Origin of the sequence: Enterococcus sp. DIV1315a (assembly GCF_051712325.1) — a bacterium.
Classification (GTDB): Bacteria; Bacillota; Bacilli; order Lactobacillales; family Enterococcaceae; genus Enterococcus; species Enterococcus faecalis.
On sequence record NZ_JBIOOS010000001.1, the window covers coordinates 163,134 to 177,921 of the forward strand.

General features: G+C 39.4%; 25 protein-coding genes. All 25 read left to right on the top strand.

What is annotated here, in order from left to right; all coding sequences use genetic code 11:
* The first annotated feature begins 5 nt into the window (after positions 1–5).
* The gene (rpsQ, locus tag IGJ03_RS00740) at positions 6–272 is read left to right on the top strand and encodes a 30S ribosomal protein S17 (RefSeq protein WP_002359348.1); all 267 of its coding nucleotides are present in this window, start codon (positions 6–8) and stop codon (positions 270–272) included.
* A gap of 57 nt (positions 273–329) precedes the next feature.
* Complete coding sequence (gene rplN / locus IGJ03_RS00745; RefSeq protein ID WP_002356211.1) at positions 330–698, top strand: 50S ribosomal protein L14; 369 nt, start codon at positions 330–332, stop codon at positions 696–698.
* Positions 699–733: 35 nt separating this feature from the next.
* Complete coding sequence (rplX, locus tag IGJ03_RS00750) at positions 734–1,045, top strand: 50S ribosomal protein L24 (protein ID WP_002356212.1); 312 nt, start codon at positions 734–736, stop codon at positions 1,043–1,045.
* Between the two features lie 25 nt (positions 1,046–1,070).
* Positions 1,071–1,610 (top strand): 50S ribosomal protein L5, encoded by a 540-nt coding sequence (gene rplE / locus IGJ03_RS00755; protein ID WP_002356213.1) that lies wholly within the window; start codon positions 1,071–1,073, stop codon positions 1,608–1,610.
* An 18-nt stretch (positions 1,611–1,628) separates the two neighbouring features.
* Complete coding sequence (locus tag IGJ03_RS00760) at positions 1,629–1,814, top strand: type Z 30S ribosomal protein S14 (RefSeq protein ID WP_002356214.1); 186 nt, start codon at positions 1,629–1,631, stop codon at positions 1,812–1,814.
* Positions 1,815–1,849: 35 nt separating this feature from the next.
* A complete protein-coding gene (gene rpsH, locus IGJ03_RS00765) occupies positions 1,850–2,248 on the top strand; it encodes a 30S ribosomal protein S8 (protein ID WP_002356215.1) in 399 nt (132 codons plus the stop codon).
* A 31-nt stretch (positions 2,249–2,279) separates the two neighbouring features.
* On the top strand, positions 2,280–2,816 hold the full coding sequence (rplF, locus tag IGJ03_RS00770; protein ID WP_002356217.1) for a 50S ribosomal protein L6: 537 nt from the start codon (positions 2,280–2,282) through the stop codon (positions 2,814–2,816).
* Between the two features lie 160 nt (positions 2,817–2,976).
* Positions 2,977–3,333 (top strand): 50S ribosomal protein L18, encoded by a 357-nt coding sequence (rplR, locus tag IGJ03_RS00775; RefSeq protein WP_002356218.1) that lies wholly within the window; start codon positions 2,977–2,979, stop codon positions 3,331–3,333.
* A gap of 20 nt (positions 3,334–3,353) precedes the next feature.
* A complete protein-coding gene (gene rpsE / locus IGJ03_RS00780) occupies positions 3,354–3,854 on the top strand; it encodes a 30S ribosomal protein S5 (RefSeq protein ID WP_002356219.1) in 501 nt (166 codons plus the stop codon).
* 14 nt (positions 3,855–3,868) lie between these two features.
* Positions 3,869–4,048 (top strand): 50S ribosomal protein L30, encoded by a 180-nt coding sequence (rpmD, locus tag IGJ03_RS00785; RefSeq protein WP_002356220.1) that lies wholly within the window; start codon positions 3,869–3,871, stop codon positions 4,046–4,048.
* Positions 4,049–4,095: 47 nt separating this feature from the next.
* Positions 4,096–4,536, top strand: a complete 441-nt coding sequence (gene rplO / locus IGJ03_RS00790; RefSeq protein ID WP_002356221.1) for a 50S ribosomal protein L15 — start codon at positions 4,096–4,098, stop codon at positions 4,534–4,536.
* Positions 4,537–5,835, top strand: coding sequence for a preprotein translocase subunit SecY (gene secY / locus IGJ03_RS00795; RefSeq protein WP_002359350.1), 1,299 nt, complete (start codon positions 4,537–4,539; stop codon positions 5,833–5,835).
* Positions 5,836–5,921: 86 nt separating this feature from the next.
* Entirely contained in the window at positions 5,922–6,572 is a 651-nt protein-coding gene (locus IGJ03_RS00800) for an adenylate kinase (protein ID WP_002356223.1), read from the top strand.
* A gap of 210 nt (positions 6,573–6,782) precedes the next feature.
* Entirely contained in the window at positions 6,783–7,001 is a 219-nt protein-coding gene (infA, locus tag IGJ03_RS00805; protein ID WP_002356224.1) for a translation initiation factor IF-1, read from the top strand.
* 32 nt (positions 7,002–7,033) lie between these two features.
* Complete coding sequence (gene rpmJ, locus IGJ03_RS00810) at positions 7,034–7,150, top strand: 50S ribosomal protein L36 (protein ID WP_002288710.1); 117 nt, start codon at positions 7,034–7,036, stop codon at positions 7,148–7,150.
* Positions 7,151–7,169: 19 nt separating this feature from the next.
* Positions 7,170–7,535, top strand: a complete 366-nt coding sequence (rpsM, locus tag IGJ03_RS00815) for a 30S ribosomal protein S13 (RefSeq protein WP_002356225.1) — start codon at positions 7,170–7,172, stop codon at positions 7,533–7,535.
* 27 nt (positions 7,536–7,562) lie between these two features.
* The gene (rpsK, locus tag IGJ03_RS00820; protein WP_002356226.1) at positions 7,563–7,952 is read left to right on the top strand and encodes a 30S ribosomal protein S11; all 390 of its coding nucleotides are present in this window, start codon (positions 7,563–7,565) and stop codon (positions 7,950–7,952) included.
* Between the two features lie 80 nt (positions 7,953–8,032).
* Positions 8,033–8,971: a DNA-directed RNA polymerase subunit alpha gene (locus IGJ03_RS00825; RefSeq protein WP_002356227.1), complete on the top strand. Its 939-nt coding sequence runs from the start codon at positions 8,033–8,035 to the stop codon at positions 8,969–8,971.
* 73 nt (positions 8,972–9,044) lie between these two features.
* Positions 9,045–9,428 carry a 50S ribosomal protein L17 gene (gene rplQ, locus IGJ03_RS00830; protein ID WP_002356228.1) on the top strand — a complete coding sequence of 128 codons (384 nt, stop codon included), beginning with the start codon at positions 9,045–9,047 and terminating at the stop codon, positions 9,426–9,428.
* Between the two features lie 45 nt (positions 9,429–9,473).
* Positions 9,474–9,686, top strand: coding sequence for a hypothetical protein (locus tag IGJ03_RS00835; protein ID WP_002411018.1), 213 nt, complete (start codon positions 9,474–9,476; stop codon positions 9,684–9,686).
* Between the two features lie 16 nt (positions 9,687–9,702).
* The gene (locus IGJ03_RS00840; protein WP_010824352.1) at positions 9,703–10,902 is read left to right on the top strand and encodes a hypothetical protein; all 1,200 of its coding nucleotides are present in this window, start codon (positions 9,703–9,705) and stop codon (positions 10,900–10,902) included.
* A gap of 15 nt (positions 10,903–10,917) precedes the next feature.
* Positions 10,918–12,093, top strand: coding sequence for a M20 family metallopeptidase (locus tag IGJ03_RS00845; protein WP_375804843.1), 1,176 nt, complete (start codon positions 10,918–10,920; stop codon positions 12,091–12,093).
* Positions 12,094–12,294: 201 nt separating this feature from the next.
* Complete coding sequence (locus tag IGJ03_RS00850) at positions 12,295–13,134, top strand: energy-coupling factor ABC transporter ATP-binding protein (protein WP_375804842.1); 840 nt, start codon at positions 12,295–12,297, stop codon at positions 13,132–13,134.
* A complete protein-coding gene (locus IGJ03_RS00855; protein ID WP_002381364.1) occupies positions 13,110–13,979 on the top strand; it encodes an energy-coupling factor ABC transporter ATP-binding protein in 870 nt (289 codons plus the stop codon). Before IGJ03_RS00850 ends, IGJ03_RS00855 begins: the two co-directional genes overlap by 25 nt.
* The gene (locus tag IGJ03_RS00860) at positions 13,976–14,773 is read left to right on the top strand and encodes an energy-coupling factor transporter transmembrane component T family protein (RefSeq protein ID WP_002373841.1); all 798 of its coding nucleotides are present in this window, start codon (positions 13,976–13,978) and stop codon (positions 14,771–14,773) included. The genes IGJ03_RS00855 and IGJ03_RS00860 overlap by 4 nt, the downstream gene beginning before the upstream one ends.
* The last annotated feature ends 15 nt before the right edge of the window (positions 14,774–14,788 follow it).

Consider the following 14,788-nt stretch of genomic DNA (forward strand, 5'->3'; position numbering starts at 1 on the left):
CGCGTATGACTGAAGAAAGAAATCAACGTAAAGTTTACCAAGGTCGCGTGGTATCAGACAAAATGGATAAAACAATCACAGTTGTCGTTGAAACAAAGAAAAACCACCCTATCTATGGCAAACGTATGAAATATTCTAAAAAATATAAAGCGCATGATGAAAACAACACAGCGAAAGTTGGAGACATCGTAAAAATCATGGAAACTCGTCCATTATCAGCTACAAAACGTTTCCGTTTACTAGAGGTAGTCGAAGAAGCAGTTATTATCTAATAAAACGAGAATTTCCTAATAGATTGAAGCACAAAATCTGAAAGGGGGATACACATCGTGATCCAACAAGAAAGTCGTTTAAGAGTCGCTGACAATTCTGGCGCACGTGAAATTTTAACGATCAAAGTCCTAGGCGGATCTGGTCGTAAAACTGCTAACATCGGTGACGTTATTGTTGCTACTGTCAAACAAGCAACGCCAGGTGGGGTTGTTAAAAAAGGTGAAGTAGTTAAAGCCGTTATCGTTCGTACAAAATCTGGCGCTCGTCGTGCTGACGGTTCTTACATCAAATTTGATGAAAATGCTGCGGTAATTATCCGTGACGATAAAAGCCCACGCGGAACACGTATCTTCGGACCAGTTGCACGTGAATTACGTGAAAACAACTTCATGAAGATCGTTTCTCTAGCACCAGAAGTATTATAATCTCGAGCCCACGTTAAAGGAGGTGCGAAACAGTAATGTTTGTTAAAAAAGGCGATAAAGTAAAAGTTATCACTGGTAAAGATAAAAACAAAGAAGGCGTTGTCTTAGCAGCGTTTCCTAAACAAGATAAAGTTATCGTTGAAGGTGTCAACGTCGTTAAAAAACACCAAAAACCAAACCAAGCAGCCCCACAAGGTGGAATCCTTGAAGTGGAAGCGCCAATTCATGTTTCTAATGTAATGGTGATTGATCCTTCAAACGGAGAAGCTACTAAAGTTGCGTTTAAAGAAGTCGACGGCAAAAAAGTCCGCGTTTCTAAAAAAACAGGTGAAGTTTTAGATAAATAAAAATTGCGGAAGGAGGGCTTACTGAATGAACCGCCTGAAAGAAAAATATATTAAAGAAGTAACACCATCATTGGTGGAAAAATTTAATTACAGCTCAGTTATGCAAACACCTAAAGTTGATAAAATCGTTATCAACATGGGTGTGGGTGATGCAGTATCAAATGCTAAAAACTTAGACAAAGCTGTTGAAGAATTAGCATTAATCACTGGTCAAAAACCACTTATCACAAAAGCTAAAAAATCTATCGCTGGATTCCGTTTGCGTGAAGGAATGCCAATCGGTGCGAAAGTAACGCTACGCGGCGAAAGAATGTACGAATTTTTAGATAAATTAGTAACAGTTTCTTTACCTCGTGTACGTGACTTCCACGGTGTCAGCAAAAAAGCTTTCGATGGTCGTGGTAACTATACTTTAGGTATTAAAGAACAATTAATCTTCCCAGAAGTTGATTATGATTTAGTAGATAAAGTACGCGGTATGGACATCGTAATTGTTACAACAGCGAACACTGACGAAGAGTCTCGCGAATTGTTGGCACAATTAGGTATGCCATTCCAAAAATAATATAAGGAGGCGAACTACGTGGCTAAAAAATCAATGATTGCTAAAAACAAACGTCCTGCTAAACATTCAACACAAGCTTATACTCGTTGTGAACGTTGTGGACGTCCACATTCAGTTTATCGTAAATTTCATCTTTGCCGTATTTGCTTCCGCGAACTTGCCTATAAAGGTCAAATTCCCGGCGTGAAGAAAGCTAGCTGGTAAACAAGTAAACTCGCATAAAGGAGGTAAATAGTTCAATGGTCATGACAGATCCAATTGCAGATTTTCTAACTCGCATTCGTAATGCGAACATGGTTAAACATGAAACTTTAGAAGTACCTGCTTCAAAAATCAAACGTGATATCGCAGAAATCCTGAAACGTGAAGGATTTATCCGCGACGTAGAATACATCGAAGATGACAAACAAGGCGTAATCCGTGTTTTCCTAAAATATGGTAAAAACGAAGAACGTGTTATCACAAACTTAAAACGTATTTCTAAACCAGGTTTACGTGCATACGTAAAAGCTGACGAAGTACCAAAAGTATTAAACGGTCTAGGAATTGCAATCATCTCTACATCAGAGGGTGTAATTACTGACAAAGAAGCTAGAGCGAAAAATATCGGCGGCGAAGTAATCGCCTACGTATGGTAATTCTAAAAAATACACAAGGAGGTGTCTCTAAGTGAGCCGTATTGGTAATAAAGTTGTTGTTCTTCCTGCTGGTGTTGAAATCAAGCAAGACGGAAACAACATTACAGTTAAAGGACCTAAAGGTGAATTAACACGCGAATTTTCTTCTGATATCAAAATGAACATCGAAGGAAACGAAGTGACATTCACTCGTCCAAACGATTCAAAAGAAATGAAAACAATCCACGGAACAACTCGTGCAAACTTCAACAACATGGTTGTTGGTGTTTCTGAAGGTTTCCAAAAAGCACTTGAACTTATCGGGGTCGGATACCGTGCCCAAGTACAAGGCAACAAATTAACTTTAAACGTTGGTTATTCTCATCCTGTCGAAATGACAGCACCAGAAGGCGTAACATTTGAAGTACCTGCGAACACACAAGTTATCGTTAAAGGCATCAACAAAGAAGTTGTTGGTGAATTAGCTGCTAACATCCGTGGCGTTCGTCCTCCAGAACCTTATAAAGGCAAAGGGATTCGCTATGTTGGTGAATTTGTACGCCGTAAAGAAGGTAAAACTGGTAAATAATAACAGCTGTGTAGAAAACAGAAGTCAACAACAAGCAACTGTCATTTTATGGGATTTTTCCAATAAAATGCTTTTGTCTTGTCTGCCAGCTTCTCTTTTCCGTAATCTGCTGACTGCTTGAAATATTAGTAGTAAACATTAAATCAAAGAGGTGAAAATTGTGATTACAAAACCAGATAAAAACAAAACACGTCAAAAGAGACATCGTCGTGTACGTAACAAAATCTCTGGTACTGCTGAGTGCCCACGCTTGAACATTTTCCGTTCTAACAAAAACATCTACGCGCAAGTCATTGATGACGTAGCGGGTGTGACGCTAGCAAGTGCCTCTGCCTTGGATAAAGAAATTTCAGGTGGAACAAAAACAGAAACAGCTGCAGCTGTTGGTAAACTAGTTGCTGAACGTGCCGCTGAAAAAGGCATCAAAAAAGTAGTCTTCGACCGTGGTGGATACCTTTACCATGGCCGCGTGCAAGCTTTAGCTGAAGCTGCTCGTGAAAATGGACTAGAATTTTAGGAGAAGGAGGAACACCATTCATGGTTTATATTGATCCAAAACATTTGGAATTAGAAGACCGCGTTGTAGCGATCAACCGTGTAACAAAAGTTGTTAAAGGTGGACGTCGTTTACGTTTCGCAGCTTTAGTTGTTGTCGGTGACAAAAACGGACACGTTGGTTTCGGTACTGGTAAAGCACAAGAAGTACCTGAAGCTATCCGTAAAGCAATCGAAGACGCGAAGAAAAACTTAGTTGAAGTGCCTATGGTTGGTTCTACTATCCCGCACGAAGTAATTGGCGTATTCGGTGGCGGCCGTATCCTTATGAAACCTGCAGTAGAAGGTTCTGGGGTAGCTGCTGGTGGACCAGTTCGTGCCGTATTGGAATTAGCTGGTGTAGCAGATATTACATCTAAATCACTAGGTTCAAACACACCTATTAACGTTGTTCGCGCAACTGTTGAAGGTCTAAAACAATTAAAACGTGCCGAAGAAGTGGCAGCACTTCGCGGTAAATCTGTAGAAGAAATTATCGGTTAAGGAGGACAAAAATAATGGCTGAATTAAAAATTACTTTAAAACGCAGTGTTATCGGACGTCCTCAAAACCAACGTGCTACAGTTAAAGCGTTAGGTTTAGGTAAAGTGAATAGTACTGTTACAAAACCTGCCAATGAAGCAATCAAAGGTATGGTTAACACTATTTCACATTTAGTGGACGTAGAAGAAGTTTAAGATTTATAGATTTGTAATAGAAGATTGCTTAAGGAGGTGCCAAACCTATGAAACTTCATGAATTAAAACCTGCTGAGGGCTCACGCCAAGTACGTAACCGTGTTGGACGTGGTACTTCATCTGGTAATGGTAAAACAGCTGGCCGTGGACAAAAAGGGCAAAAAGCCCGTTCAGGCGGTGGTGTTCGTTTAGGATTTGAAGGGGGTCAAACTCCATTATTCCGTCGTTTACCAAAACGTGGGTTTACAAACATTAATCGTAAAGATTACGCTGTTGTGAACTTAGATACTTTAAACCGTTTTGAAGATGGAACAGAAGTAACTCCTGTTGTCCTAAAAGAAGCAGGAATCGTTAAAAACGAAAAAGCGGGAATCAAAGTTCTTGCAGATGGTGAGTTAACGAAAAAATTAACTGTGAAAGCAGCTAAATTCTCGAAATCAGCACAAGAAGCTATCGAAGCTGCTGGTGGTTCAATCGAGGTGATCTAATTGTTCAAGCTATTAAAGAACGCCTTTAAAGTCAAAGACATTAGATCAAAAATCTTATTTACAGTTTTAATCTTGTTTGTATTTCGCCTAGGTGCGCACATTACTGTGCCCGGGGTGAATGCAAAGGGATTGTCTGATTTAAGTAGCTTACCCTTTTTGAATATGTTGAATATGGTGAGTGGTAGTGCCATGCAAAACTTCTCTATCTTCTCGATGGGGGTTTCGCCATACATTACAGCCTCTATTATTATTCAACTATTGCAAATGGATATTGTACCTAGATTTGTAGAATGGTCAAAACAAGGGGAAGTTGGGCGTAAGAAATTAAATCAAGCAACAAGATATCTAACGATTGTCTTGGGTGTGGCTCAGTCAATGGGGATCACTGCTGGTTTTAATAGCTTAAGTCAAACTGGGATTGTCAACAATCCAACCTTAGGTACCTTTGTGATGATTGCAGTTATTTTAACTGCTGGGACGATGTTTGTGACTTGGATGGGTGAACAAATTACAGAAAAAGGAATCGGAAATGGTGTTTCAATGATTATCTTTGCCGGGATTATTTCTCGTTTGCCAGGAGCAGTCAAAGAAATCTATGAAGATTACTTCGTCAATATCGAGTCTTCTCGTATTTGGCAATCTGTTATTTTCATTGCAATCTTAGTTATTGCTATTTTGGTGATTGTTACAGTCGTAACGTTCTTCCAACAAGCAGAACGTAAGATTCCAATCCAATATACAAAACGTGTTTCTGGTGCACCAACAAGTAGTTATTTACCGTTAAAAGTAAATGCTGCTGGGGTTATTCCAGTTATCTTTGCCAGCTCGTTAATTGCAACACCAAATGCCATTTTACAAGCTTTCTCATCAAAATTCGCTGGTGAAAATTGGTATGACATTATGACAAAAATCTTCAGTTATAACACAGTTCCAGGGGCAATCATCTATACTGTCCTAATCGTTGCGTTTACGTTCTTCTATGCATTTGTTCAAGTAAACCCTGAGAAATTAGCGGAAAACTTACAAAAACAAGGAAGCTACATTCCAAGCGTGCGACCAGGTAAAGGTACAGAAGAATATGTATCTGGCGTGTTAATGAGATTAAGTGTTGTCGGCTCAATTTTCCTAGGACTTGTTGCTTTACTTCCAATCATTGCGCAAATGGTTTGGAACTTACCTCAATCAATCGGTTTAGGTGGAACAAGTTTACTAATCGTTATCGGGGTTGCATTAGAAACAACGAAACAATTAGAAGGATTAATGATGAAACGTCAATATGTCGGCTTTATCAATAAGTAAGAATCGAGTGTTGAGGTTTTACCTCAGCACCATTCTCACATATGGCTAGCTTCATAAGCCGGTCTTTAAAATTAGGAGGAGAATATATGAACCTCATTTTAATGGGATTACCTGGAGCAGGTAAAGGCACCCAAGCAGAAAAAATCATTGATACGTATGGCATTCCACATATTTCTACTGGAGATATGTTCCGTGCAGCAATGAAAAATGAAACTGCCTTGGGCCTAGAAGCGAAATCTTATATCGATAAAGGTGAACTGGTTCCTGACGAAGTAACAAACGGAATTGTTAAAGAACGCCTTGCTGAACCAGATACAGACAAAGGATTCCTATTAGATGGTTTCCCACGTACACTGGATCAAGCAAAAGCATTAGATACAATGCTTAAAGAATTAAACAAAAAAATTGATGCTGTCATTGACATCCATGTAGAAGAAGATGTATTAATCGAGCGTTTAGCTGGACGATTCATCTGTCGCACATGTGGCGCAACGTATCATAAATTATTCAACCCGCCAAAAGTTGAAGGCACTTGTGATCGCTGTGGCGGACATGAATTCTACCAAAGAGAAGATGATAAGCCCGAAACGGTTAAAAATCGTTTGGCAGTCAACATTGAAAGTAGCGCACCAATCTTAGCTTTCTATAAAGAACAAGGCTTGATGCATACAATCGATGGCAATCGCGAAATCGATACTGTTTTTTCTGATGTGAAAAAAATCATTGACGAAAACTAATTTCCAATTGCCCGCAGTTTAACCCTGTTGTTGTATTCAGTTTCTCTTGCCAAAACATAACTAAATATGGTAGAATATATCAGTCCGACTTCTACAGTTTTGTGACATCAAAATGAATAACGAAGTTAGTTGAGAATTTCTAGGTGGGAGCTGGAGTTTCCGCCGTTTTATCGTGTGAAAACGCGAAACAAGTACAAGGAGGTACTGTGCGTGGCAAAAGAAGATATGATTGAAGTCGAAGGTACAGTCGTCGAAACTTTGCCGAATGCAATGTTTAAAGTCGAACTAGAAAATGGACACCAAGTTCTTGCTACTGTTTCAGGTAAAATCCGTATGCACTACATCCGTATCTTACCTGGTGACAAAGTAACAGTTGAATTATCACCGTATGATTTAACGCGTGGCCGTATTACTTATCGCTTTAAATAATTGTACTCCGTAAAACCACAGGAGGTATTATCATGAAAGTAAGACCATCAGTAAAACCAATGTGTGAACATTGTAAAGTAATTCGCCGTAAAGGACGTGTTATGGTTATTTGCCCAGCAAATCCAAAACATAAACAACGTCAAGGATAATTAGGAGGTGTAACGAATAATGGCTCGTATTGCAGGAGTAGACATCCCTCGTGACAAACGTGTAGTAGTTTCTCTTACTTACATTTATGGTATTGGTAACACTACAGCTAAAAAAGTTTTAGCAAACGTTGGCGTATCTGAAGATGTTCGTGTACGTGATTTAACAAACGAACAAACAGATGCGATTCGTGCGGAAATTGATAAGTTAAAAGTTGAAGGGGATCTTCGTCGTGAAGTGAACTTAAACATCAAACGCTTGATGGAAATCGGTTCATACCGTGGAATCCGTCACCGTCGTGGATTACCAACTCGTGGACAAAACACGAAAAATAATGCACGTACTCGTAAAGGCCCTACTAAAACAGTAGCAGGCAAGAAAAAATAATTCCTAAGTGAAGGAGGTTAGAACTTCATGGCAGCAAAAAAAGTTAGTCGTAAACGCCGTGTCAAAAAGAATATAGAATCAGGTGTAGCACATATCCATTCTACATTCAACAATACAATCGTAATGATTACTGATACACATGGTAATGCATTAGCATGGTCATCAGCAGGATCATTAGGCTTTAAAGGAAGCAAAAAATCAACTCCTTTTGCCGCTCAAATGGCTGCAGAAGCCGCAACTAAAGTGGCAATGGAACATGGACTTAAAACTGTAGACGTAACAGTTAAAGGACCTGGTTCTGGACGTGAAGCAGCAATTCGTTCATTACAAGCAACAGGTTTAGAAGTGACTGCAATTCGTGACGTGACTCCAGTTCCTCATAATGGATGCCGCCCTCCAAAACGCCGTCGTGTTTAATGAGCGCCACTCATTCTGAGTTTGAATTAGGAACGTCATTGAACAAGACACTTTTCGTTTTGAAAGGGGTATAGATAAGAATGATTGAATTTGAAAAACCAAGAATCGAAAAAATTGATGAAAATAGAGATTATGGTAAGTTCGTCGTTGAACCATTAGAACGCGGTTACGGAACTACTTTAGGTAACTCTCTACGTCGTATTTTATTGTCTTCTTTACCAGGAGCTGCAATTACGAATATTCAAATCGATGGTGTTTTACACGAATTCTCAACCATTCCAGGTGTACGAGAAGACGTAACACAAATTATTTTGAATATTAAAGGCTTAGCATTGAAATTATATGCTGAAGAAGAGAAAACCCTTGAGATCGATATTACAGGACCCGCTACCGTGACTGCCGGCGATATTATCGTGGACAGTGATGTTGAGATCCTAAATAAAGATTTAGTTATCTGTAGTGTTGCTGAAGGAGCTACTTTCCATGCTCGCTTAACAGTGAAACCTGGTCGTGGCTATGTTCAAGCAGACGAAAACAAAAAAGAAGATATGCCAATCGGTGTACTTCCAGTTGATTCCATCTACACACCCGTTCGTCGTGTTAACTACCAAGTAGAAAATACACGTGTTGGTCGTCGTGATGATTTCGACAAATTAACAATGGAAATATGGACAGATGGTTCAATCATTCCTCAAGAAGCACTAAGTTTAGCTGCGAAAATCATGACTGAGCATTTAGATATCTTTGTAAACCTTACTGACGAAGCGAAAAACGCTGAAATCATGGTGGAAAAAGAAGAAACTCAAAAAGAGAAAATGCTAGAAATGACGATTGAAGAACTTGATTTATCAGTTCGTTCATATAACTGTTTAAAACGTGCAGGCATTAATACTGTACAAGAACTTACAAACAAATCTGAACCAGAAATGATCAAAGTACGTAATTTAGGTCGTAAATCTCTTGAAGAAGTAAAACTTAAATTGCATGATCTAGGGTTAGGATTACGTAAGGACGATTAAGACTTTTACGAAGTTTCCAGTCCTGCTTAACAGCAGTGGCTCGTGAGAACAGAAACGAAGGAGGGAACCCAACGTGAGTTACCGTAAATTAGGACGCACATCAAGCCAACGTAAAGCTATGCTACGTGATATTACAACTGATTTAATCATCAACGAACGCATCGTAACTACTGAAGCTCGTGCGAAAGAAGTACGTTCAACTGTAGAAAAAATGATTACTTTAGGTAAACGTGGAGATCTTCATGCACGTCGTCAAGCAGCTACTTTCGTTCGTAATGAAGTTGCTAGTGTTCGTGAAGAAGATGAGTCTATCGTTGTTGAATCAGCTTTACAAAAGCTATTTAACGATTTAGGACCTCGTTTCGCGGAACGCCAAGGTGGTTACACTCGTATCTTGAAGACAGAACCAAGACGCGGCGATGCAGCACCAATGGTAGTTATCGAATTTGTTAAATAATTAATAAACCGATCACTTTATAGATGTTTCTTTTAGAGTGTTATGATGTTGGAGGCGACTCCGAGTCTAGCTCTGCTTTCCCTGCTAAAGATGGCTTTAGCAGGGGAGCACTCATCATATAAAGGTGATTTTTTTTTGCTTTGGGAAAACGCTGTTTTCTCAAAGCTTTTTTGTTTCTTAAAAGCATTGCAGAAGCTTTTCCGGTTTGTTATACTGGTTATTAATTGGAATTTTCAGATAATTAAACATCTGAGTTAGTAGAAGGGGGAATTATATGTCGCAAATGTTTGCTTTTTCGTTGCTGATGGTTATTTTATACATTGGTGATGTAGTTTCTATCAAAACAAAAGCTTGGATTCCATCTGTTTTTGTTTGTGGTGTTTTATTTATTCTTGGTTATTGGACTATTTTTCCACAAAATATTGTGGAAGTGGCAGGGATTCCTACAGTGGTTGCCACTTTATTAATGTATCTGTTGATTACTAATATGGGCACTCTGCTCTCTATTAAAGAATTGGTTAATCAATGGAAAACGATTGTGATTGCTTTGTCAGGTATTCTGGGCATTATTGCCTTGTTATTAGCTGTAGGGACTTTTGTTTTTGACTTAAAAACAGTTTTAGTTGCAATCCCGCCGTTAGTAGGAGGTTTAGTTTCTTCATTAGTAATGTCAGAAGCGGCTCAATCAGCTGGTTTAGCCTCACTTTCAGTTTTGGCAATTTTAATTTATGTCATTCAAGGGTTTGCTGGTTATCCCTTAACTTCAATTGTTCTAAAAAAAGAAGGAAAGAGGAAGCTTCAAGAATATCGAGCAGGGACATGGCAGCCGGTTCATGAACAAGAGGGGCAAGAAACAGGAGCAGAACCAGATGTGCCTAAACTATTTGAAAAAGTACCCAAACGATATCATACAGATTATTCACGAATTTTACGTTTAGCCTTAGTTGCCACACTCGCTTATTATGTTTCTGTGTGGACGGCACCGTTTGTGACGATTAGTCCTTTTGTGCTGTGTTTATGTTTTGGCGTGATTTCAACGTCTTTAGGCTTTTTAGAAAAGCAACCATTACAGAAAGCAAATAGCTTTGGTTTTGCGATTTTAGGGTTAATGCTTTTTGTCTTTGATGGCTTAAAGCAAGCCACACCTGAAATGTTGATGGATTTATTTTTACCAATGATTGGGATTATTGTGATTGGTGTTATCGGGATGTACATCTTTTCAGCAATTGTTGGTCGTGTATTAGGTGTGAGTAAAGAGATGGCATTCGCTGTTTCGTTGACAGCTTTATATGGCTTTCCAGCCGATTATATTATTACGAATGAAGTGATTCAATCATTGACAGAAGATGAACAAGAACAGGCGGCTTTAACGAGCCATTTAATGCCACCGATGTTAGTGGCAGGTTTCGTAACAGTCACCATTGTTTCGGTTATTTTAGCGGGTATTTTTTCAAGTATTTTATTAAGTTTGTAGAAACGGGGCGTAAGTATGAAAAAAATCAAAGCACTAGTCAAGCAGCATGCACAAGAAATGATTGCTTTTCGACGGGATTTACACCAACATCCAGAATTACAATTTGAAGAATTTCGAACGACAGAAAAAGTCGCGGCAGTTCTTGATCAATTAGGAATTACTTATCGCAAAACAGAACCGACGGGTTTAATTGCTGAAATTGTGGGCGGCAAACCAGGCCGAGTGGTTGCGCTGCGGGCGGATATGGATGCCTTACCTGTACAGGAATTAAATGAAGATTTAGCTTATAAATCTTTAGAAGCTGGCAAGATGCATGCATGTGGGCATGATTCCCATACCGCGATGTTAGTAACAGCAGCTAAAGTATTAAAAGAAATCCAAGAAGAACTTCAGGGAACGGTACGGTTAATTTTTCAACCATCTGAAGAGAATGCGCAAGGTGCTAAAGCAATGGTTGCGCAAGGCGCAATGACCGGTGTTGATGATGTATTTGGCTTACATATCTGGTCACAAATGCCTGTAGGAACCGCTTCGTGTCGAGTGGGCTCAAGTTTCGCATCCGCAGATATTTTTTCTGTTGATTTTACAGGCCGTGGTGGCCATGGTGCCATGCCAAACGCTTGTATTGATGCGGCAGTTATAGCTTCTTCTTTCGTGATGAATCTGCAAACGATTGTTTCTCGGGAGACAGATCCTTTAGATCCAGTAGTTGTCACGATTGGACGGATGAATGTGGGGACCCGTTTTAATGTGATTGCTGAGAATGCACGTTTAGAAGGAACGGTTCGTTGCTTTAGTGTAGCAACGCGTAATCGAGTAGAACAGGCGCTGCAACGCTATGCGGAACAAACAGCCGCTATTTATGGTGGTACGGCTTCGTTAGATTATCAATATGGAACGTTGCCAGTGATTAATGATGAGCAAGATGCCTTGTTTGCTCAAACACTAATTAAGGAAAATTTTGGTGAAGCGGCCTTAAGACAAGAAGAGCCGACAACCGGTGGTGAAGACTTCAGTTATTATACTGAACATGCTTCTGGTTGTTTTGCCTTAGTGGGAAGTGGTAATCCAGAGAAAGATACGGAATGGGCACATCACCATGGTCGTTTTAATATTGATGAAGATGCGATGGCAATGGGTGCTGAGTTATATGCCCAATATGCGTTTGAATATTTGAAGACGCATTTCTAAAAGAAAATCAGTAACTTCTTGTTTTATGAGAACAAGAAGTTATTTTTATGAAAAATAGACCTGTCAAGACAGATAAGAGCTCCCATAATGACCGTTCTTTTGGTATAATAAAAAATAGTGTGAAGAATCAGAACAGATGATTGAAAAAACGCTACTTTTTTGGTAGTGTTAGAAAGAATAAATAGATTGAGGGAGTACGCGATGCAACCAATCATTGAACTAAATAATATCCAATTTAATTATCAACCAGAAGATGCTTCTCCCGCTTTAAAAGATGTGTCTTTTTCCATTCAACAAGGCGAATGGGTCGCTATTATTGGCCATAATGGTTCTGGTAAATCAACGTTAGCCAAAACAATCAATGGGCTGTTACTGCCAGCTGCTGGGACTATCAAAGTTGGCGGCAAAGAATTAAATGAAGCAAACGTCTGGGATATCCGGCGTATGGTAGGAATGGTCTTTCAGAATCCAGATAACCAATTTGTCGGTTCAACAGTCGAAGACGATGTGGCTTTTGGTTTAGAAAATCAAGGTATTCCGCGTGATGAAATGGTCGAACGTGTTCACGATGCATTAGAACGGGTTCGTATGTTAGATTTTGCCAAGCGAGAACCTGCTCGGCTATCTGGCGGCCAAAAACAACGAGTAGCTATCGCTGGTGTGGTTGCTTTGCGACCAGATATTATTATTTTAGACGAAGCGACAAGTATGTTAGATCCAGAAGGTCGTGCAGAAGTAATTACTACCATTCAAAAGATTAAAGAAGAAAGCAATTTAACAGTTATTTCTATTACCCACGATATTGATGAAGCGGCTAATGCGAATCGTATTTTAGTGATGCGCCAAGGACAATTGACAAACGAAGGAACACCAGAAAAGATTTTTTCTGCAGGAGAAGCGCTTGTTGAAATGGGCTTGGATTTACCGTTTCCTGAAAAATTAAAAGTAGCTTTGAAAGAGCGCGGCGTTGTTGTGCCAACGAATTATTTAACAGAAGAAGGGATGGTGGATTGGTTATGGACATCCGTTTTAAACAAGTAGATTTTACTTACCAACCCAATACTCCTTTTGAGCAACGGGCATTATTCGATATTAATTTAACGATTCAAGACGGCTCTTATACAGCGATTGTCGGACATACTGGCAGTGGCAAATCAACGTTATTACAACATTTGAATGCTTTGGTGAAACCAACTAAAGGCCAAGTGACAATTGGAGAGCGTGTGATTACGCCAGAAACTGATAATAAGAATTTAAAACCAATTCGTAAAAAAGTTGGGATCGTTTTTCAATTTCCAGAAGCACAATTGTTTGAAGAAACAGTGGAGCGAGACATCGCTTTCGGACCGAAAAACTTTGGTGTTTCAGACGAAGAAGCGAAAAAATTAGCTAAGAAAATGCTTGATTTAGTCGGCTTAGATGAAAAATACTTACAACATTCTCCGTTTGAGTTATCAGGTGGTCAAATGCGCCGTGTCGCAATTGCTGGTGTGCTAGCGATGGAACCAGAAGTCTTAGTATTAGACGAACCGACTGCTGGTTTGGATCCTAAGGGTCGTAAAGAAATGATGGAGATGTTTAGTCGTCTGCATAAGGAACATAATATGACCATCGTTTTAGTGACACATTTGATGGATGATGTGGCTAATTACGCAGATCATGTGATTGTTTTAGAAAAAGGACAAATCGTCCGAGCGGGAGCACCACAAGAAGTGTTTCAAGAGACACAATGGTTGAAAGAAAAACAATTAGGCGTGCCAACTGCAGCCGAATTTGCTGAAAAATTAGTGGCAAAAGGCTTTTCTTTTGAGCAATTACCATTAACAGCCGATCAATTAGCCGATCAGCTTCTGAAAAAAATGCAGGAAGCAGGTGAGGCAAAATGATGAATAAATTGATTTTTGGGCGCTATATTCCAGGTGATTCTTTTATCCATCGTTTAGATCCGCGCGCAAAATTATTAGCTAGTTTTTATTTTATTGGGATTATCTTTTTAGCAAATAATTGGCAGAGTTATGTTTTAATAGCAGCCTTTACTGCTTTTGCTATTTCATTATCAAAAATCAGCGCCCGCTTCTTTATCCGCGGTGTTCGGCCATTATTATGGCTAATTCTGTTTACTGTGGCTCTTCAAACCTTGTTTACACAAGGGGGCGAAGTGTACTTTCAGTGGGGAATTATTTCCATTACCCAGTTTGGTGTGACGAATGGGCTGTTTATTTTCTGTCGTTTTGTTTTAATTATTTTCATGTCAACGTTATTAACTTTAACGACGGCACCATTAGAGTTATCAGATGCGATTGAATATTTGCTACGCCCACTTCGTGTAGTGAAATTTCCAGTTCATGAAGTTTCATTGATGTTATCAATTGCCTTACGTTTTGTCCCAACATTAATGGATGAAACGGAAAAGATTATGAATGCTCAACGTGCCCGTGGTGTTGATTTTGGTGAAGGAAACTTACTTCAAAAAATGAAAGCTATTGTTCCACTGTTAATTCCGCTTTTCGTAAGTAGTTTTAATCGTGCGGAAGATTTGGCGACTGCCATGGAAGCAAGAGGTTATCAAGGTGGCGAAGGACGGACAAAATACCGCATTCTTCATTGGCACCTACGAGATACAATAGTAATGTTTGGCTTTGTCTTGTTAACCATTGGCTTATTTGTATTAAGAACTTAGAAAAGGTGAAGAAAA